General features: G+C 40.6%; 17 protein-coding genes and 1 pseudogene. 13 read left to right on the top strand and 5 right to left on the bottom strand.

Annotated features, from left to right (window positions below; translation table 11 throughout):
- Positions 1–191 precede the first annotated feature (191 nt).
- From EAE91_RS00305 to EAE91_RS00290, 4 genes are all read left to right on the top strand, one after another.
- A complete protein-coding gene (locus EAE91_RS00305) occupies positions 192–710 on the top strand; it encodes a sigma-70 family RNA polymerase sigma factor (RefSeq protein ID WP_244868578.1) in 519 nt (172 codons plus the stop codon).
- 102 nt (positions 711–812) lie between these two features.
- On the top strand, positions 813–1,688 hold the full coding sequence (locus EAE91_RS00300) for a glycerophosphodiester phosphodiesterase family protein (RefSeq protein ID WP_214086767.1): 876 nt from the start codon (positions 813–815) through the stop codon (positions 1,686–1,688).
- A 436-nt stretch (positions 1,689–2,124) separates the two neighbouring features.
- Positions 2,125–2,448 (top strand): type II toxin-antitoxin system RelE/ParE family toxin, encoded by a 324-nt coding sequence (locus EAE91_RS00295; RefSeq protein ID WP_214087030.1) that lies wholly within the window; start codon positions 2,125–2,127, stop codon positions 2,446–2,448.
- On the top strand, positions 2,435–2,716 hold the full coding sequence (locus EAE91_RS00290) for a helix-turn-helix domain-containing protein (protein WP_214086766.1): 282 nt from the start codon (positions 2,435–2,437) through the stop codon (positions 2,714–2,716). Before EAE91_RS00295 ends, EAE91_RS00290 begins: the two co-directional genes overlap by 14 nt.
- Before the next feature lie 317 nt (positions 2,717–3,033).
- On the opposite strand, the gene EAE91_RS00285 is transcribed toward EAE91_RS00290, so the two are convergent.
- Complete coding sequence (locus EAE91_RS00285) at positions 3,034–4,959, bottom strand: sigma 54-interacting transcriptional regulator (RefSeq protein ID WP_214086765.1); 1,926 nt, start codon at positions 4,957–4,959, stop codon at positions 3,034–3,036.
- A 247-nt stretch (positions 4,960–5,206) separates the two neighbouring features.
- On the opposite strand from EAE91_RS00285, the gene EAE91_RS00280 reads away from it, so the two are divergent.
- The 7 genes from EAE91_RS00280 to EAE91_RS00250 are packed head-to-tail and all read left to right on the top strand — an operon-like array spanning position 5,207 to position 11,100.
- Complete coding sequence (locus EAE91_RS00280) at positions 5,207–5,689, top strand: MSMEG_0572/Sll0783 family nitrogen starvation response protein (protein ID WP_214086764.1); 483 nt, start codon at positions 5,207–5,209, stop codon at positions 5,687–5,689.
- A gap of 26 nt (positions 5,690–5,715) precedes the next feature.
- Positions 5,716–6,723 (top strand): Nit6803 family nitrilase, encoded by a 1,008-nt coding sequence (locus EAE91_RS00275; RefSeq protein ID WP_214086763.1) that lies wholly within the window; start codon positions 5,716–5,718, stop codon positions 6,721–6,723.
- Between the two features lie 23 nt (positions 6,724–6,746).
- Positions 6,747–7,844 (top strand): MSMEG_0568 family radical SAM protein, encoded by a 1,098-nt coding sequence (locus tag EAE91_RS00270; protein ID WP_214086762.1) that lies wholly within the window; start codon positions 6,747–6,749, stop codon positions 7,842–7,844.
- A 12-nt stretch (positions 7,845–7,856) separates the two neighbouring features.
- On the top strand, positions 7,857–8,420 hold the full coding sequence (locus tag EAE91_RS00265; RefSeq protein ID WP_214086761.1) for an MSMEG_0567/Sll0786 family nitrogen starvation N-acetyltransferase: 564 nt from the start codon (positions 7,857–7,859) through the stop codon (positions 8,418–8,420).
- Complete coding sequence (locus EAE91_RS00260; RefSeq protein ID WP_214086760.1) at positions 8,417–9,472, top strand: sll0787 family AIR synthase-like protein; 1,056 nt, start codon at positions 8,417–8,419, stop codon at positions 9,470–9,472. Before EAE91_RS00265 ends, EAE91_RS00260 begins: the two co-directional genes overlap by 4 nt.
- Positions 9,460–9,750 carry an MSMEG_0570 family nitrogen starvation response protein gene (locus EAE91_RS00255; protein ID WP_214086759.1) on the top strand — a complete coding sequence of 97 codons (291 nt, stop codon included), beginning with the start codon at positions 9,460–9,462 and terminating at the stop codon, positions 9,748–9,750. The genes EAE91_RS00260 and EAE91_RS00255 overlap by 13 nt, the downstream gene beginning before the upstream one ends.
- Before the next feature lie 12 nt (positions 9,751–9,762).
- Positions 9,763–11,100, top strand: coding sequence for an MSMEG_0569 family flavin-dependent oxidoreductase (locus EAE91_RS00250; protein ID WP_214086758.1), 1,338 nt, complete (start codon positions 9,763–9,765; stop codon positions 11,098–11,100).
- A gap of 299 nt (positions 11,101–11,399) precedes the next feature.
- Here the strand turns inward: EAE91_RS00250 and EAE91_RS00245 are convergent, their stop codons facing one another.
- The 3 genes and pseudogenes from EAE91_RS00245 to EAE91_RS00235 all read right to left on the bottom strand — a co-directional run.
- Positions 11,400–13,922 (bottom strand): S8 family peptidase, encoded by a 2,523-nt coding sequence (locus EAE91_RS00245; protein WP_214086757.1) that lies wholly within the window; start codon positions 13,920–13,922, stop codon positions 11,400–11,402.
- Entirely contained in the window at positions 13,900–14,943 is a 1,044-nt protein-coding gene (locus EAE91_RS00240) for an AAA family ATPase (protein WP_214086756.1), read from the bottom strand. The genes EAE91_RS00245 and EAE91_RS00240 overlap by 23 nt, the downstream gene beginning before the upstream one ends.
- 237 nt (positions 14,944–15,180) lie before the next feature.
- A pseudogene (locus EAE91_RS00235) lies at positions 15,181–15,351 on the bottom strand (zinc ribbon domain-containing protein); the annotation flags it as partial.
- A gap of 823 nt (positions 15,352–16,174) precedes the next feature.
- On the opposite strand from EAE91_RS00235, the gene EAE91_RS00230 reads away from it, so the two are divergent.
- Both EAE91_RS00230 and EAE91_RS00225 read left to right on the top strand, forming a co-directional pair.
- Positions 16,175–17,044 (top strand): hypothetical protein, encoded by an 870-nt coding sequence (locus EAE91_RS00230; protein WP_214086754.1) that lies wholly within the window; start codon positions 16,175–16,177, stop codon positions 17,042–17,044.
- Positions 17,034–17,435 carry a DUF1240 domain-containing protein gene (locus tag EAE91_RS00225; RefSeq protein WP_214086753.1) on the top strand — a complete coding sequence of 134 codons (402 nt, stop codon included), beginning with the start codon at positions 17,034–17,036 and terminating at the stop codon, positions 17,433–17,435. Before EAE91_RS00230 ends, EAE91_RS00225 begins: the two co-directional genes overlap by 11 nt.
- A 155-nt stretch (positions 17,436–17,590) precedes the next feature.
- Here EAE91_RS00225 and EAE91_RS00220 read toward each other — a convergent pair whose 3' ends face one another.
- Positions 17,591–17,869, bottom strand: coding sequence for an LCI fold-containing protein (locus EAE91_RS00220; RefSeq protein WP_214086752.1), 279 nt, complete (start codon positions 17,867–17,869; stop codon positions 17,591–17,593).
- Positions 17,870–18,086 lie beyond the last annotated feature (217 nt).

The following is an 18,086-nucleotide window of genomic DNA, read 5'->3' as shown; positions in this document are numbered from 1 at the left end:
GCCTTTTACCTTTAATGATTAAAGTTTTATCTGTTTTTTCATGACACACTTACGCTTTTTCTCGATCTTAAAAACCCATCCGATTGTAGCAAAATGCCATAAGAGAACTCACTTAAGTCCAACAGCTTGACAGATGATGCCAACATGAAAATAATAATCATTTTCATTTATTCAGGTTGTTGGAAATCATAATGGCAGTACAGAAAGCCATGCTTGAAATTAATAGTTCTGCGCAACAATTTTACTTTGAACATCATGACTGGTTATACAACTGGCTACGCTGTAAAGTCCCTTGCCCCTGCCATGCTGAGGATCTCACGCAGGACACTTTCCTGAACGTTCTATCAAGTTCAAATTTGTCAGACATCCGCCAACCGCGGCCTTTTCTGGCGACCGTAGCTCGCTGCCTGGTTGCCAACTATTACCGTCGAAGGAAGACCGAAGAGAACTATTTGGAATATATAAACTCGACACCAGAAATGACCATGCCCTCTGCTGAAAGCAGAATCGCCACATTTGAACAGCTTGAAAAACTTGAGATCACTCTTGATAAATTGCCTGTCCAAGTAAAAAGCGCTTTTTTGCTGGCACAGCTACAGGGACTGCGTTATAGCCAAATAGCTGATCAACTCCAGGTTTCTTCCAGTTCAGTAAAACAGTATTTGCAACGGGCACATAACAAATGTAAAAAAATTCAAATTCTCACTTAAAATTCAAAAAACCGTGTTACATTCAAAATTGATTTCATTTAGAAATCATTTATAAAGTTAATTATTTTAACTTAACTATAATTGGATATTATGGAGAAAACGATGCGACACGGAATTACCGCTGCAATCCTACTTTGCTGCTCTGCCAGCACTTTCGCAACAACACCACAAATTATCGCTCATCGGGCTGGTACAGGTGATGCACCTGAAAATACTGAGTACGCAATTTCTAAGTCCTTAGAGAATAAAGCAGATGCTATTTGGATCACTGTCCAGCTTTCAAAGGATGGTATTCCCGTACTCTATCGTCCAACAGACTTAAATAGCTTGACCAATAAAAGTGGACTCGTTTCTGCTTATAAAGCAAGTCAATTGGCTAAATTTGATGCCGGTTACAAATTTGGCTCTGATGGTCATCATCCATTCCGTAATAAAGGATTAGGTATTCCAACATTAGAACAAGTCTTAAAAAAATACCCAGATACTTTCTTCTATATTGATCTGAAATCACCGGATGCAGATCCAGCCCAACAAACCAAAGCACTAGAAAAAGTACTGATCAAACAAAAAGCGCTTGCCCGTACCCGTTTCTATTCCACTAACGAAACTTACCTTAACGCATTACCAGCAACAATACAGCGTTTTGAAAGCCGGGATAAAACCCGTACCATGCTGGCAAATATCACAATGGTTCACCAATGTGATATCCCTGCAAATACCGACACCGCTCGCTGGTATGGTTTGGAAATGCGCCGTAACGTAGAAGTTGTTGAGAAATATACTCTTGGTGAAGCACGTTCCAAATCCGTATTGTCATGGGATAAGGAAGCAATGGCGTGTTTCCGTGCTAAGGGTGGCGCTAGCATCATTCTCTTTGGCATTAAAACAGAGGAAGATTTCAAACAAGCTAAAGAACTTGGTGCCGATGGTGTGCTGGTGGATTCTCCCAAGTTGTTCAGTACCTTTAAAACAAAATAAGAATTTGGGGTTCCCGAAAACAAGCAGTGCCAGTAATCATTTTCTGACGGAACCTCTTTTACACCTATGAACAAAGCAAAACCCGCAGTTTTCTCCTCTGCGGGTTTTGACCACTGACACACCTTGTTTAACATGGCAGTGATTCCTTCCGGCTTTCAGTATTGATCCCAAAAAATAGTACTGCCCCTTAAACATCATAATTTCGTAAGGTGTTGAAGAAACAGGATCAAAAACATAGAACAGGCCAGTATTCGATCAGCGCTCTATCTGAGCTGTTTTCAGTTTCTAGATTGAGTGACAAAATTCTCGGCGATTCCGTCGTACAACCACTTCCATGCGCTCCACGCATGAACCACGAAAATTGCATTAAAGGATAATTTTTCTCTTGATGCAAATTATCCTTTGGATTAATTTAATCTATCAGGAGGAAATAAGTGTGTTTATAGTTAAATACCACGACGAAGCTGAACAAGAAATCAAATCTTTACCAGCAAAAACCGGAGTAAAATTAGCAAGGCTTATTGGAAAACTGGAAACAGATCCCCGCTCATTGAGAGAGCCAAACACAAAACCGATAGGTGGGGGACTCTACGAAATTCGAACAATGGGAGGAGATATAGCTCGTGGACTTTGGGTATATCAAACAGGAAAACAAATATATCTGTTACGGGTTTTCATCAAGAAAACACAAAAAATTCCACCCAGTGAGATAGCTTTGGCATTCCATAGACTAGAGGAAATGAAACATGAAGAAGTATAAAACCCATTCAGAAGTTTTGGCTGAAATGATGGAAAACCCAGAATTTAAAGCCGCTTATGAAGCTGAAGAGCGCAAAGAAAGATTGCAAGAAACCTTAGCTGAATGGCGTAAATTCGCTGGACTGACTCGTTCACAAGTTGCTGAAAGAATGGGAGTTACGCCGCCGACAGTAACGAAAATGGAAAACAATGTAACAAAAGCCAGTATAGAGACATTAGCACGCTATGCTCGTGCCTGTGGTATCCAGAACCCACAAATTATGTTGTAATTCTCGTATGCAATGGGGTTTGGAGTAATTCCCAATCCCCCCTCTTTTCTTACTTCACTATTTTTTGCAAGCGTCTGGTCAGATAAATGTGAAACTTATGGTTTCAAATGGAATAATGATCAAGCTATTTATACCCTATGGATTTCAAGATGCATCGCGACGGCAAGGGAGCGAATCCCCGGGAACATAGATAACGATGTGACCGGAGTGAGTGAGTGCAGCCAACAAAGAAGCAACTTGAAAGATAACGGGTATAGCGCATTACAATAATGAACGGACACATATAAAACGCATTTTCCAAACTCAAGATAAGCTTTTTAATAATCAACTCCCAATTTCTTTAAACGTGAGATCAAGGTCGTTGGGTTCATTCCCAACAATTTTGCTGCACCAGCATCACCAAAAATTTTCCCTTTGCATTGTTTCACGGCAAGAGAGAAATTATTAATTTCCAAGTCTTTCAGTTGCTGCATGGTCAGCACAACTTCAATTTGTTGAAGTTTATTGTGAATATTCTGATGCGTCGTTTCATTTTGCTGTTGATCTTGTTCTAGCAAATATTTAAACGAAACAGTGCCTTGTTTCGCTATAATGAGTGCGCGTTCAATAACATTTTGTAATTCACGAATATTGCCAGGCCAATCATATTGCTGTAATTCTAAAATATGCTTTTGTGAAAATGGTAGATAATTAATTTTACGCTTGTCACAAATCAACTTAGTAAAATGCGTAACCAAAAGTGGAATATCTTCTTTACGGTCACGTAAAGCCGGTGAATAAATCGGAAATACATTTAAACGGAAATAGAGGTCTTCACGAAAGCGCTTGTGTTTAACTTCTTCTTTTAAATTGCGGTTGGTAGCAGCAATAATCCGCACATTCACATATCGCGTTTTCTCTTCGCCAACCCGCTCAAAGGTTCCTTCCTGCAACACACGCAACAGTTTACTTTGTAGCTCAATAGGAATTTCGCCAATTTCATCTAAAAACAGTGTGCCCTGATCCGCCAATTCAAAACGTCCGGCGCGGTCACGCACAGCTCCAGTAAATGCGCCTTTGACATGTCCAAAAAATTCACTTTCAAACAGTTCCGAAGGAATGGCGGCACAATTGACTCGAATAAGTGGTTGCTGTTTACGGTGACTGGATTGGTGAATAGCACGAGCAATCAGCTCTTTGCCTGTACCTGATTCACCATAAATCATCACATTGGCATCGGTTGGGGCGACCACCTTGATTTTTTCAATAATCTGTAAAATGGATGCACTCCTGCCAATAATTTCATCATATTGATTTTCATGTAAAATTTCCTCTTGCAGATATTCATTTTGCTGTTCCAGCCGACTTTTTAAATCTTGTAGTTCTTCAAGGGCATAGGTCAATTGTTTTTCGGTATTCAGCCGATCGGTAATATCACGGAACACCACTACCGCGCCAATAATTTCACTGTCACGAATCACTGGGGTACTGGTAAATTCCACCGGAAAGCAACTACCGTCACGACGCCAAAAAATTTCCTGCACCCCTTCATGCACAATACCGTCATGTACCGCTGCATAAATCGGGCACTCTTCTTCAGGATAGGGTTCGCCATTTTCATGGGTATGGTGATGAATCTTATGAATATTGTCACTCAATACATCTTCAGGTTGCAGCCCCAACATTTTAGCCCCGACAGGGTTAATAAAGGTACACAAGCCTTGTTTGTTAATACTGTAAATACCGTCACCGACTGAACTCAGTAATAAATGCTTGCCTGTGTCGGAGTCAATAAACAGCTCTTGTAAGGCTTGCGACTCTTTTAAACCTGTACGAATGGCTTTATCGGTATTTTTATTGAGTTGGCGCAGTTCTAACTCTTTGACATCCACCAGCGACCATATCAGCAAGGTTTTATTTTTATAGGGCAATGAAACAGCAGTAATATCCAACTGGATTTTTTCACCGTTTTTATCAAAGATATACAGCTCATTGTTCCAGGCCCGCCCTTTCGCCAAAGCGCCTTCGGTAAATGCCACAAGATATGGCAGTTGTCTGAAATGACCAAAAATGGAAGTCACCGTTTTTTGAATAATTTCATGACGTTCATATTGTAATAATTGGCTGGCGCTAATATTCACATCAATAAACTGGTTTTGATGTGGGTCCAATACAATTAATGCCTGTGACGTGTGTTCAAATACCAACGGGCGAATCGAGTCTTCATAAACTACCCAGTCTGAGATAAAGTCAGTCGTATTCATACTATGAAATTTCATAATTTAAGCTATGAAATTTCATAATACTACGAAAAATCCTAATTCCCTAATAGTTCAATTTATCTCCATGAAAACTATTTTTATAAAAATTAGATGATATTTTTCAATGTGATAAGAATTAACTTCCGCTTCAAAATATCACTTGGCACAGTTCTCGCAATAATTTCTCGCAATAGTACAGACAGACTACATGTTGGTTCATTCCCAAATAACATTGAACGAGGAGTTGGTTATGCCAAAGATTGATATCGAACAATATAAAGACGGCGATTTTCTTGTTGATTACGAAGAAAAAGTGTTTGAGGACGTCAAAGCCCAACCAGGTGAAAAGGCATTAGTGACTTTCCATACCGTTGCATTTGAAGGATCAATTGGCTTGGTCAATGTGTTACAGGCAAAACGTCTGTTGCGCAAAGGCTTTGAAACCAAAATTTTGCTTTACGGCCCAGGCGTGCAGTTGGGTGTACAACGTGGTTTTCCAACTTTAGGAGCGGAAGCTTTTCCGGGTCATTTAGCCGTCAACAATCAGTTGAAAGCCTTTATGGCAGAAGGCGGAGAAGTCTATGCCTGCCGTTTTGCGTTACAAGCATTTTATGGTCAAACCGAAAAAGCGCTTATTCCGGGAATTCGGCCAATTAATCCATTGGATGTGATGGATTTAAGACTGCTGATGCGTCGCGACAATGCCTTAATCATTGATACCTGGACTGCCTAAGTAAAACATAAACAGGGGATAAGGTTATGAACCGAATAATTAAAGCTGCCGCAGTGCAATGTAGCCCAGTGCTTTATAGTCAAGCCGCAACAGTAAAAAAAATTTGTGACATTATTTTAGAGCTTGGAAAACAGGGAGTGCAATTCGCAGTCTTTCCTGAAACCGTCGTGCCTTATTACCCTTATTTCTCCTTTGTACAACCGCCATTTGCTATGGGTAAAGAGCATTTAAAGCTATTAAATGAATCGGTGGTTGTACCTTCCGAAGCAACCTTAGCGATTGGTCAAGCCTGTCTTGAAGCCAACATGGTGGTATCGATTGGCATTAATGAACGTGCGGGCAGTACGATTTATAACGCGCAACTGTTATTTAATGCCGACGGTTCAATCATTCAACATCGCCGCAAAATTACCCCAACTTACCATGAACGCATGGTGTGGGGACAAGGCGACGGCAGTGGTTTACGTGCCATTAATTCCGCGGTAGGACGTATTGGTTCTCTGGCATGTTGGGAGCATTACAACCCGCTGGCCCGCTTTGCCTTAATGGCAGATGGCGAACAAATTCATGCTGCCATGTTTCCCGGTTCGTTGGTAGGGCAAGTCTTTGCCGATCAAATCCGCGCAACCATTCAACACCATGCTTTAGAGTCTGGTTGCTTTGTGATCAACGCCACCGCATGGCTGCATCCCGAACAGCAACAGCAGATTATGCAGGATACTGGCTGTGATATTGGTCCAATTTCAGGAGGATGTTTTGCCGCCATCGTTTCTCCCGAAGGCAAGTTCCTGGCTGAACCGATCACACAAGGTGAAGGTTATTGCATTGCCGATCTGGACTTTAGCCTGATTGATAAACGCAAACGCATGATGGATTCGATTGGGCATTACAGCCGACCTGAATTACTCAGCTTATTAATTGATCGTCGTCCAGCACACGTATTACACGAACTGAAAGTTGAAACATCAGATCAAAGCCATCTCGAAAAGTTCTCAACATTTAATCAAGAACATGCCGAAACCATATTGATGTAAACCCAATCGATAGGGGGTTAAAGATGTCTGCAATACAACTATTAACCAATTTGCAATTATTAACCGATTTGCAATGTAATGGTCTGAAATGGGAAGGCAATTTTGGCTTGTCCCGTAAAGGCGGCGCAGGGCCAAGCGATCATAAAGCGCTGAGCCTTGACGGGCAGACTATGATGATTCCTGTGCTGAACCTTGCAGCACAAGACTCTCCCTACACCGCAAAGCCTGAGCCGCACTCTGACAAGGTGATTGTCTTTAAAAACCGGATTCCTGTGGCGACCTTAACTGCACCTGCACGACCACGTTTTTACGATTTAAAAACCGCAGAAGGCATTGCCTACGAACAAATTGCGACCTTACATAGCCGTGATGTGCTGGCGACAACGGTGTTACAGCATTGCATTCGTATGAAGGATAAGGCGACCGCCTGCCAATTTTGCTCGATTGATCAGTCTTTAAAAGAGGGTCGAACCTTGATCCGTAAACGCCCGGAACAATTGGCTGAGGTAGCGAAAGCAGCCGTTGAGCTGGATGGCGTCAAGCAAATGGTGATCACCACGGGTACGCCAAACACGGGAGATCGTGGTGCCAAAATTTTATATGACTCAGTTAAAGCGATTAAAGCGCAAGTCGATTTGCCAATACAGGTACAGTGCGAACCACCTGATGATTTTGCCTGGTTCCAACGTTTAAAAGATGCCGGAGCGGTATCGATTGGCATGCACCTTGAGGCGGTGAGCGAACGTGTACGGCAGAAAATTATGCCGGGTAAAGCCGAAGTATCGTTGGCAAAATATTTTGCGGCATTTAAAGCAGCCGTTGCGGTATTCGGTCGTGGACAAGTCAGTACCTACATTTTGGCAGGTTTGGGCGATACCGAACTGGAAATCGTGGAGATGACCGCCAAGCTGACTGAAATTGGGGTGTATCCATTTGTGGTACCGTTTGTACCGATTCGAGGCACGCCATTAGAGCATCACCCTAAACCTGATCAAGCTTTTATGCAGTCGCTCTATCCGAAAATTGGCCAGCAACTCAAACAACATGGTTTGAACTCGGAAAATACTCAGGCCGGCTGCGCCAAATGCGGCGCTTGCTCTTCGCTGAAAGCGTATGAATAAGGAGAATGTGATATGGAACTTTCTCGCTATCCTTGGCTGCTTGAGCAAAATGAAGGGCTGAAACAATTTGTTAGCGATGACATTGCCATCAAAATTGTGTCGGAAGATTGGGAGCGTCGCCAATATTATCGTTTGCGTGAAATGACCTTTCGCGATGAACAGAAAATCTTGCAAGAAGATCGTGACGAATACGATGTTAAAGCACTAGGCATTGTTGCCATTGAGAAAATGTTTGGTGAGCATGACCGAGTGATTGGCGCAGTACGGATTTTCCCGGATGGCGAACAGACGTGGTATGGCGGGCGTTTATGCGTAGAACCCTTATATCGACGTCGCCATATCATTGGTAAAGCGTTAATCAATACTGCGGTATCGACCGCCAAAAACTTGGGATGCCGTACTTTTTTAGCTACCGTGCAAAGTCAAAATGAACACTATTTCCAACGGTTGCGTTGGGATAGTTTACGTCAGTTGACCATTGCCAACATTCCACATGTGCTGATGCAGGCACAGATTGAAAACTATCCATTACCGCATGTCCCGATGCAAACCTATATGCAGAAGGAGACGCAATGATGAAACTCAATCAATTACTCGAAATGTTAAAACATACACCTGCTATGCAATCCAAGCAGGCGATTGCTCACAATATTTCAATTGACACAACTTGCCATGTGGATTCATTAGATAGCTTATATGCCTATCCCGGAGATGACACGGCGGCAGTGTCGCTAAATGGTCAATATGTATTGCACGCCTGTGAAGGCATGTTACCAAGCTTCGTTACCAATCATCCTTATTTTGCCGGATGGTCAGCGGTCATGGCGAATATTAGTGATATCGCCGCAATGGGTGGTCGGGCATTGTCAGTAGTGAATAGCTTTTGGCATACCAATAGCGAACATGCCCAGTTGTTAATGCAAGGTATACAGGATGCTTGTCGTGCTTATGGTGTGCTATTGGTCGGTGGACATACCAATATTGGAGTGGTTTATCAGCCCACTTTATCCGTTGCGATTCAAGGCATAGCACGAAAATTGCTCTCGGTGTTGCATGTCAAACCACAACAAAAAATTCTGATCGCTTTAAATCTGAAAGGACAATTCCACCCCAATACCACTTATTGGAAATGCTTCGAACGAGTGTCTGACCGCATTCTACAGTCACAAATTGCCTTATTGCCGCAATTGGCAGAAGCCAGTCTGGTTCATGCCGCCCGTGATATTAGCAATGCCGGTATCTTAGGCAGTTTATTGATGCTGCTAGAAGCGACGGCATCGGGGGCACATATCAACTTAGATGCCATTCCTAAACCTGAGAATGTGGACTGGTTTAAATGGCTACAAATCTTCCCCAGTTTTGGTTTTTTACTGATTGCCGATGCAAATGAATGTGAAGAAATTATCGAGCTGTTTCACCGTCAGGGCATTGCTTGCGCAGTGATTGGTGAAACCAATGTCGGTGGTGTAATTGGCGTGCAACAACAAAAGCAGCACAGCATATTTTGGGATTTCAACCACCAAATGTTTACCGGTTTTTGTTATGCCGATGCGTTAAAAAAGTTACAGGCCCAATCCGTACAGATTAAGCCTAAAAGTCAGCAGGAATCGATGTTATGCCGAGCGTGAATTTTACTGTGAAATGGCCTAATGGGGAGCTGATTCAATATTACTCCCCCTCAACAGTGATTTATGAATATCTGTCCATTGGCCAGCGTTACCCAAGTATGCAGTTCTTGCATCAGGTTGAAAATGGTCTACATGCCGCATCGGAAAGGGTACGGGCACGTTATGGCTTTTTCTGTAGTTCGGCCGTGGACAATCTGGCGATAATCAAACGCCAGGCCAAATTCTTCGGGTTAAATCCGGAAGATCAAATTGAAGTTATTGAAATGAAGAATCAATGAGAGGGATATTCCATGTTAAGTATCCAAAATCAAATGTTACAACCAAATTATGATGTGGTGATTATTGGTGGCGGTCAGGCTGGTTTATGTATCAGTCACTATTTGCAAAAAGCGGGCATTGACCATGTGATATTGGAAAAAGAATCCGAGTTGACCCATAGCTGGCGACATAAACGTTGGGATAATTTTACCTTGGTGACACCGAACTGGCAGTGTCTATTGCCTGAACATCCTTATCAGGGGAAAGATCCTGACGGCTTTATGACAAAGCCTGAAATTGTGGCCTATCTTGACGAATTTATTGAAAAGATTAATCCTCCCGCCATTTTAAATATTCAGGTAAAACATGTGAAAAAAGTTGCGGCACATGAGTTTGTCATTGAGACCAATCACGGTACAACCACAGCCAAACAGCTTGTTGTCGCAGCGGGTGGATATCACACCCCGATTTATCCAAAACTAAGCGATACCTTGCCTAAGCATGTGAAAGTAATGCATTCGGAAGAATATTTAAATGTAGATCAACTCCCTAAAGGTGCGGTGCTGGTGGTCGGGTCAGGGCAATCCGGTGCACAGATTGCCGAAGATCTACATCTGGCAGGCAAAAAAGTCTATTTATCGACAGGCAATGCCCCACGTTGTGCTCGCTTTTATCGCGGCAAAGATGTAGTGAAATGGCTGTTTGATATGGGTTATTACGAAACGACTGTCAAACATCATCGTTATAGTGAAGAAGTACGTAACAGTACCAACCACTATGTCACAGGGCGTGACGGTGGGCGTGATATTGACCTGCGTAAATTTGCCTTAGAAGGTATGCAACTGTTCGGACATTTTGATGACTTTAAAGAGGGTCAATTCTGGTTTAAACCAAATTTATCGGAAAATCTGGACCTTGCCGATGTTACTTATAATCGCATTAATGCCTCGATTGATGAGTACTTAGAGAAAAACAATATTGCAACCAACGAACCTGCATCGGTGTATCAACCTGTTTGGCAGCCTGAGCAGGAAATCACACACATTGATTTAGCAAAAGAAAATATCACTTCAATAATTTGGTGTATTGGTTTTAGACCAGATTATTCATGGATTGATTTAGATATTTTTCAAACCAATGGTTATCCAAAACATGACCGTGGTATTACTATCGATCCGGATGTCACATTTATTGGTTTGCCGTGGTTATATACATGGGGTTCTGGGCGTTTTCTGGGGATCGATCAAGATGCCGCCTATGTAGTGCAACATATTGAGCAACAAATAAGTCAGCAAAATATACATATGCTACCTACTCTGATTAAAGGTGCTAAATCTAAAATCAAAGATAAAAGAATATCTCAAATGTGAAACTTCTAACTTCACCTGACAGAATATTTTTAAATTCTTATTTTTTTAATAAGAGCATAATAAGGCATTTTACTTTTCAAACCATCATGTGGTCTGTAGTCGTCGTAAAATGCCTCCTATTCAACCAATTTTAATAGTGAATTTTAAACTGATAATACTTATACCCGTCATCTTTCAAGTTGCTTCTTTGTTGGCTGCACTCACCCCGGTCACATAGTTCTCTATGCTCTCGGGGATTCGCTCCCTTGCCGTCGCGATCCATCTTGAAATCCATAGGGTATATATAAAAAATCAATAAACTAAGTTGATATCTCAATAGGGTTCTGTATTTGATTCTCGACCATATTTTGTATAGCTGCATACAGATCTACATCTGTTTGCGGCGCATGGATAGAAATGATAAGGCTATAATTTGCCACGGAATCATAACGCCCAAGCGCTCTTCGCGTTCTCCACCACCCCTGTGCAGGATAGACCGCCAAATACCCGCAGTTTGCCAGTTCTGCTGCGGTTCCTCGCCAAATATCTTGATGTAATGAGCCTTTGTGTCTCTGTGTTGCTCCCAATAGCCAATTATCATCGTTGCCTGTGACCCCATTGTCATTATCATCCGAATCGGCAGCCGCATTGATTCTGATGGTAAATTCGTCCAATGACTCTGTTTGTCGTTTCACGGCAAACCGAAGGCGATGTGATGGATAATGATACTTCGAGGCTGCCCCACGTTCTGATGGATTTGGTTCAATGAAGTAAGAGAGCGTTACACGCATTTCAACCTCTGTATTTTGCAACGCCTGTAGTTGTTCTTGCGGCCAAGGCAAGGCATGTAAGTTTAGATCGCGTGTTTTAATTCCCTGATTAGTTTTTCGATAGGGTTGCAGTCTGTCCTCTGCAATAAGCGTTAAGCTGTTTTTTACGCTCCATAGTGCTCTTTCAATATTGGGTGCACCCCAACCACAGTGACGGACAAGCGATGTATAACTTTTTTTTGTGCGTACTGGGTACATCTCCAACATCGCTGATGTCCATTGTGCAGAATGAGTAATCAGCGCACGAATTGTTTCCGGGCGTAAAGAAGGATATTGAGCCATCAATTGCGCTGCCATACGAGCGCAAAGGGCAGAAGCCGCGCTGGTCGCGTTTGTTGTCCAGAAAAGGCGATATTGTGGAGAGGCGTTTGTAGTCAGTAACTCTAAGCTTGCAAAGTTATCGACAATTTCTGTGTTTGATGCCGCATTTCCACCTTCGAATACGACGTCTGGTTTGTACGGCCAAACCTTGTCCCATTGAATAGATGTCGTTGTAAAAGGGCTTAATGCCCCTTGGTCGGCGACAGGAGAAAAGTCATCAACATCATCTTCGCTGATGTCTATTTTATTAGTAAATGCACCTACGGTAATTGCATTCCAAGCTTGCCCCGGGTCATGGATTTGGTTTAATGAAAGGCTGTCAGGATATGTTGCCCAGTGCTCTCTATCACATATGTTTCCAGCCGAAAGTACAAAAAGACGAGGGAATGTGTTACCTGACATCACATCAGCAGCAAGGGAGTCGACTATAGATGACCAAGCAGAAGGACGACCAAAATCACGATAGTCAGTAGCAGTAACGGCAGAACTGAAAACGCGTCTTCGTTGACCAAATAAAATTTCGGGACGGGTTACAGCAGCGCTAAACAAGTAAGCATGCTGTTTCGCATCTCCTGCGTTAGCGCCCTGACTTGGCGTGAGTTTTACTGACTCAAGACGATGACGAATATCAATTATGGTATCGGACGTTAATGTCTCAAACAGGTCGCCATAAACAGCAATACCGGCTAACCCAGTACCGTGATTAGCCGTATCATGTATACCCCAAGCGTCATTAACCGTATGCACATCTTGCTGATGTAATACAGGAGCAAGCATTGGATGCCCGCGGTTTATTCCTGAATCGAGTAAACAAACATAGGGTACATTATCGTCTTCCGCTGGAGCTTGTAAGCGTTCAAGCGCATCATCAGACCAAAGCCGTTGCTCCGTGATTGAAGAACCGACAAAGAATTCTGCGGTGTCTTTTGCTCGTCTTAATTCTGCTACGCAGTTTAGAATCAATTCTGCACGGGAAAATTGTCTTTGAGAGCAAAACATCCATGTAATAGTTCGTTCAGGAAAATAAACCTGATGTTCACTAACATGACATTCAGAGAAATGGCTTAACTTACGAAAATCTGCAACAACGGCATCTCTGTTGCCTCTGACTGGGAGCCAAACCTCCCACCAAAACACTTCATCTAAATCAGTAGGAAGAAGATCAAGATCATCGGTCCATAATGACCTTATTCCGGCAAGCCGTATCGAAGAAATAGTGTTTATTAATGCTTTGTGATCGGCAGCTTGACCATCGGCTCGGAGCTTTTTTTTCAAATAATCCTGAACATAATTTTCGAAGTGCTCAATTTTACCGTCAGGAATAAATACGTTGGCAGAGATAATTGCTTCTTCTTCGTGAATGCTAAGTACTTCAATATGCCTGTCTTTGTTCTTTCCTTTTTCGCTGCTAAGACTTTCAAACGCAAGGGCTACATCGGGCTGACCAACAAACTCAACCTGTAAACCAATACCACTTCTGAGGTCTAACCGGGCTTGCTGATCTCGCGATTTGGCTGCAATGGCTTTTAACCGCTGTAATTGTGCATTTAGAGCTTGACCGTGCTCTCTACGCTCCCGCTCTGGAAGATCTTGCGATGAATCTCTGCCAGAGGAGTGAGCTGTATATAGTTGGGAAGTAGACGTTTTTAGAAGAGTTAGATGTAGCCTTTTATCGTGCGTTATTTCCGTCATGGTTTAATTTATTTTTTTCGTTAATTGATAGTTTACTACTGATTAAACGACGTTCTTCTAAAGCCTGTTTTAGAAGCGTGGGATCAACTTGAATGCGGTCGCTCATAATTGCATCTTTTATCGATTCATCTACCGCTCTGCAAATTTCAGCATAACTTAAACCTAATACATGCTTTTCTAATCCATTTTTTTTACGGAAAGGCTTAGGTATAAAAGAGCCTAAACGAAACTTAATCAAGTTCAAGGCTTGTTCTAAAGTAGGTAAATGATATTCGATGACATCATCAAAACGCCTGAACAGTGCATAATCCAATATTTCAGGATGATTTGTTGCAGCAATGATTATACTATTTGAGGTGTCTTGCTCAATCATTTGAAGAAAACTGTTCAATACTCGACGAATTTCACCAACATCGTTAGCAAGACTACGTTGGGAACCAATAACATCAAATTCATCAAAGAAATAAACGCCGCGAATATCAGCGATTGCATCAAACACTTGTCGAAGTTTAGACGCTGTTTCTCCCATGAATTTTGTAATTAAGGAATCAAAACGAACTTGGAACAAGGGAATACCTAACTCACCAGCGAGAGCCGATGCCGTCATAGTTTTTCCTGTTCCCGGTGGGCCAATAAGCAATACTTTTCGCCTGGGTGACAAGCCATGCTCTTTAATGCGAGACATCATCCGTTGTTCTTTTATCAATCGTTGAAGCTGCATATTGGCAGATTCATCCAGTACTACGTCAGATAGACGATAAGCAGGGTGGCTTATACTAAGTAAGTTACCAAGATCAGTACGATTTTTAGCGGCACTTGCTAATGGAACTAATTTACCTGTCTTATCATTAGCGAGTTTTGCTTTCGCTTTGTCCAGTAAATTTAGCAGATCCTCTGCCAATCTACCGTGTCCTTGTTTGGCTTCGTGCGCAGCAACTTGCATAGCAACTGAATAAAAATGGCTATCATCGCGACTGATGTACGATTTGATAAGTGCCTTGAGTTGCTCTGCGCTTGCCACGTTGGTATTCCTATCTTTTACTTGTCTAAAATTCACCTGCATACTTTTAAGAGTTTAGCAAGTAAGCCGATACAGAGTAAACGTAATAATGCTTGTGTTTTTAGTCTTTGAAGACTGAGTAAGGGTATATAAAAAGTATTTTCAAAACCCAATTTCTAGTTGTCTTAGCAGCGAAAATAGGAAAAAACTAAATGGTGACTGCTCCCTGCCGTAAAAAACGGCGAGGCTTCCCACTTCTCAGGCCGTAACCGTCTTTATGACGGATTTACGCTGGCCTCCGAGGGCAGAAACGACGAGCCCCGCCGCCTGTAATACTGTTGTACCCTTGCTCTGGATGTTGATCGCCGCATTGATACCGCGGTCATGTTCGACATGACAAACCGGGCATTGCCAGAGGCGCTCCATTAATACAAGATTTTAAAAAGAGACAACGTGACTGAAAGCAATTTTATTTTCTGGCACGTTTAATGCCTTTATTTAACCGACCTAAAAATTTAAAAGCACTAATATAAATATATTAAAACCTTGGATTCACATAATAAATTCACTTTTCAGACAAATAGTAAATCGCATTTAATAGAAAGCTATTAAACATCAAATGAGAATTGAAAAGAATTTAGCAGGATTTAAACCCTAAAAAAGAGGGATTGTCTTAAAAGAATATAAACTGGTATCTTTATATCATCAGACTATTTACTCACCGATTTATGAAGATAAGACTATGATGATTAAACTTAAAAAAACAGGCGTTTCTCCCCGAAAAAAAAGCAAATAAAAAGGTAAATAGTTTTAATACCGAGTTTCTTTCCTAAAGCATAGAAGCTTTTGTTTACCGGTTTTAGTTAATAGTTTCGTTTATTGAGGATGGTTAGGATAACAGAAATTAAATTATCTTTATTTTAATCATTTCCACACTTATATTCACTCCCATCTTGTCAGATTAAATCAGATTTGGGTGTGGGGCCTTCGTTTTGTTACTCAGTTTTAAGCATTATAAAAATCCGAGCCTTTAAAGAGCTTAAGTCTATAATACTATCCTATCAAAGATGATTTTAGTCACTATGATGCAGGAATATAATGGCTGATGTGTTGCGCTTATCTAACTTTTTACTATTATGTAACCGACATGGCTTCTTTTTACACAACGATGTTATACTCAAATTGTAAACTCCATCCGTTAAATACCGATGTGATGATTTTTGATTTTAAGAATATTAAAGGAAACTTCACGATGACACATAAAAGATACAGCCCCTCTTGGGAAAGCTATATGGGCGATTTTCTAAGAGGTAACGCTGGGATTAATCATTTGAAACCTCAGCATCAGTTCTTTGATGCTATTGGTCTTGAGAAACAGTTAAACGAGAATACAGCGTATATTGCACTACTATCCTTAGAGGAAGCGAAAGATGTTTTAGAGGAGATTGATTCGCCAAAACCAAAAAGTCCATTTATAAAGAAAGTGTTTTCGATTACCGATCCTATATCACCCTATGCAGGTAATATACGTGATGCTTTTGACTTTGCAAATGTAGTAGGAGAATTTAAAAAATTAGGAATTAAAGCCACAGAGTATGTTGGTAAAAATGGGCAAAGATATATTAAAATCTCAGGTCATGCGGGGCTTAGAAAAATCATCAATGCTTCAAGATACAGTGCTTCTAACATGAAGATGATCTCTATGGGGATAGGGCAACAGGGAATAAATAGTAGCATAGTTAAGGGAGTTAAATTCAATATACTATTTTCCTCAGCTTATCGAGCGGTTGAATACATCTTTAAGGATGAATACACACTGGCTGATTTCTTAGGCAATCTTTCAGTAGATATGGCTAAAGCAGCAGTAGCGGCTTTTGCTTCTTGGGTTATTGGGACTTTTGCAGCAACTGCATTTGCTACTGGTGCTAGCGTAATTGTTGTGGCTGGTATTATGCTTTTAGTAGGTATTGCAACAGTATCTATACTTGATTCATTAGATAAAAAATTTAAAATTAGTGAAACTGTGATTAATTTAATCAAAAAAGAAATAGAAAGAAAACCAAGAACGCCAGAAGCTAATTTCAATCAATTTCTTCATAACTGGGGGAATTATGGTAAATAAAAAAAAGATTTTGCATATTATAGGAGCTTTTTCTTTTATTATTCTAACGTTATTTACTTTTTTTTCTAGCGGAGAAAATTTAATTTCCTTAGTTAAAATGGAAGATAAAATAATATTCTCAGGCCCTGTTTTTATGCTATTTTTTGCTTTTCCTTTCCTTTCATACTTTATAGTTTCTGTTATTTTCCTTAATATAAAAAATCGCTGGCCAAAACATCACGATAGTTTTATTAACTGTTTTGGGGTGATAGCCATTATTTCATTCTTTTTAAGTTTCCCCCTATCTTTTTATGTGGATTATAAATTAAAAAGTGAGAATTATTTAATATGTGAAAAAATATCCTGGAGGTCGCCTAATACCTATGTGAAAAACATTAAGCTATGTGATTAATATTATTGTATTTAATTTCTTCATAACTGGGGAAGCTTTGACATATATTTTTCGCAATAAACTAACTCCCTCACAGGGAGAAGTATCGAACATAATATAATGAGCCAAATTTTTATAATATTTGGCTCAGATTATTGAGGTTTTTAGGTAAAATTCTATAACCCTCTACCTTCATATAAAGCGATATATTTTCCACAATAATCTAAATATTTATAACCTTTAAGATACCATCTAACTCCAGCCCAATCATATATATTAGGGAAATTGCCATTATCTTTAGCAATATATTGAGTATATAGGCCATTGTTATGGGATATACCCGAACTATAACAATTGTCCCAAGGAATATATACGCTTGCCGATGCAACTCCAATTCCTCCAGTTAATGTAATACCTGTCGCTAATACCCCAATAGCTAATAATTTCTTAAACATAAAATTTTCTCCTTTAATAGTTTTATAACTTGTATACTTTATAAATTTCACCTTAAGTGTATCGCTTTTATAAAGCTTGTCAAAATTATGAAGTTATAAAAATATTTATTTTAATCTTGGTAATATTGGATAGAAAATTATTTGATAAGAAATATAAAATCATATGTAATAATACATATTAAATCATCATTAACCTATATTGCAATTTTAAAAGCTG

This window comes from Photorhabdus noenieputensis (assembly GCF_018448935.1).
Classification (GTDB): domain Bacteria; phylum Pseudomonadota; class Gammaproteobacteria; order Enterobacterales; family Enterobacteriaceae; genus Photorhabdus; species Photorhabdus noenieputensis.
Note: the sequence above shows the minus strand (reverse complement) of the source record. Positions and strands in the feature narration are given on the sequence as shown.

Bases quoted from the DNA above. Each gene is read 5' to 3' on its own strand.
- EAE91_RS00305 (WP_244868578.1), top strand. From the start codon at position 192: ATGGCAGTACAGAAAGCCATGCTTGAAATTAATAGTTCTGCGCAACAA.
- EAE91_RS00230 (WP_214086754.1), top strand. From the start codon at position 16,175: ATGACACATAAAAGATACAGCCCCTCTTGGGAAAGCTATATGGGCGAT.
- EAE91_RS00255 (WP_214086759.1), top strand. From the start codon at position 9,460: ATGCCGAGCGTGAATTTTACTGTGAAATGGCCTAATGGGGAGCTGATT.
- EAE91_RS00220 (WP_214086752.1), bottom strand. From the start codon at position 17,869: ATGTTTAAGAAATTATTAGCTATTGGGGTATTAGCGACAGGTATTACA.
- EAE91_RS00250 (WP_214086758.1), top strand. From the start codon at position 9,763: ATGTTAAGTATCCAAAATCAAATGTTACAACCAAATTATGATGTGGTG.
- EAE91_RS00225 (WP_214086753.1), top strand. From the start codon at position 17,034: ATGGTAAATAAAAAAAAGATTTTGCATATTATAGGAGCTTTTTCTTTT.
- EAE91_RS00290 (WP_214086766.1), top strand. From the start codon at position 2,435: ATGAAGAAGTATAAAACCCATTCAGAAGTTTTGGCTGAAATGATGGAA.
- EAE91_RS00265 (WP_214086761.1), top strand. From the start codon at position 7,857: ATGGAACTTTCTCGCTATCCTTGGCTGCTTGAGCAAAATGAAGGGCTG.
- EAE91_RS00260 (WP_214086760.1), top strand. From the start codon at position 8,417: ATGATGAAACTCAATCAATTACTCGAAATGTTAAAACATACACCTGCT.
- EAE91_RS00280 (WP_214086764.1), top strand. From the start codon at position 5,207: ATGCCAAAGATTGATATCGAACAATATAAAGACGGCGATTTTCTTGTT.
- EAE91_RS00245 (WP_214086757.1), bottom strand. From the start codon at position 13,922: ATGACGGAAATAACGCACGATAAAAGGCTACATCTAACTCTTCTAAAA.
- EAE91_RS00285 (WP_214086765.1), bottom strand. From the start codon at position 4,959: ATGAATACGACTGACTTTATCTCAGACTGGGTAGTTTATGAAGACTCG.
- EAE91_RS00270 (WP_214086762.1), top strand. From the start codon at position 6,747: ATGTCTGCAATACAACTATTAACCAATTTGCAATTATTAACCGATTTG.
- EAE91_RS00275 (WP_214086763.1), top strand. From the start codon at position 5,716: ATGAACCGAATAATTAAAGCTGCCGCAGTGCAATGTAGCCCAGTGCTT.
- EAE91_RS00300 (WP_214086767.1), top strand. From the start codon at position 813: ATGCGACACGGAATTACCGCTGCAATCCTACTTTGCTGCTCTGCCAGC.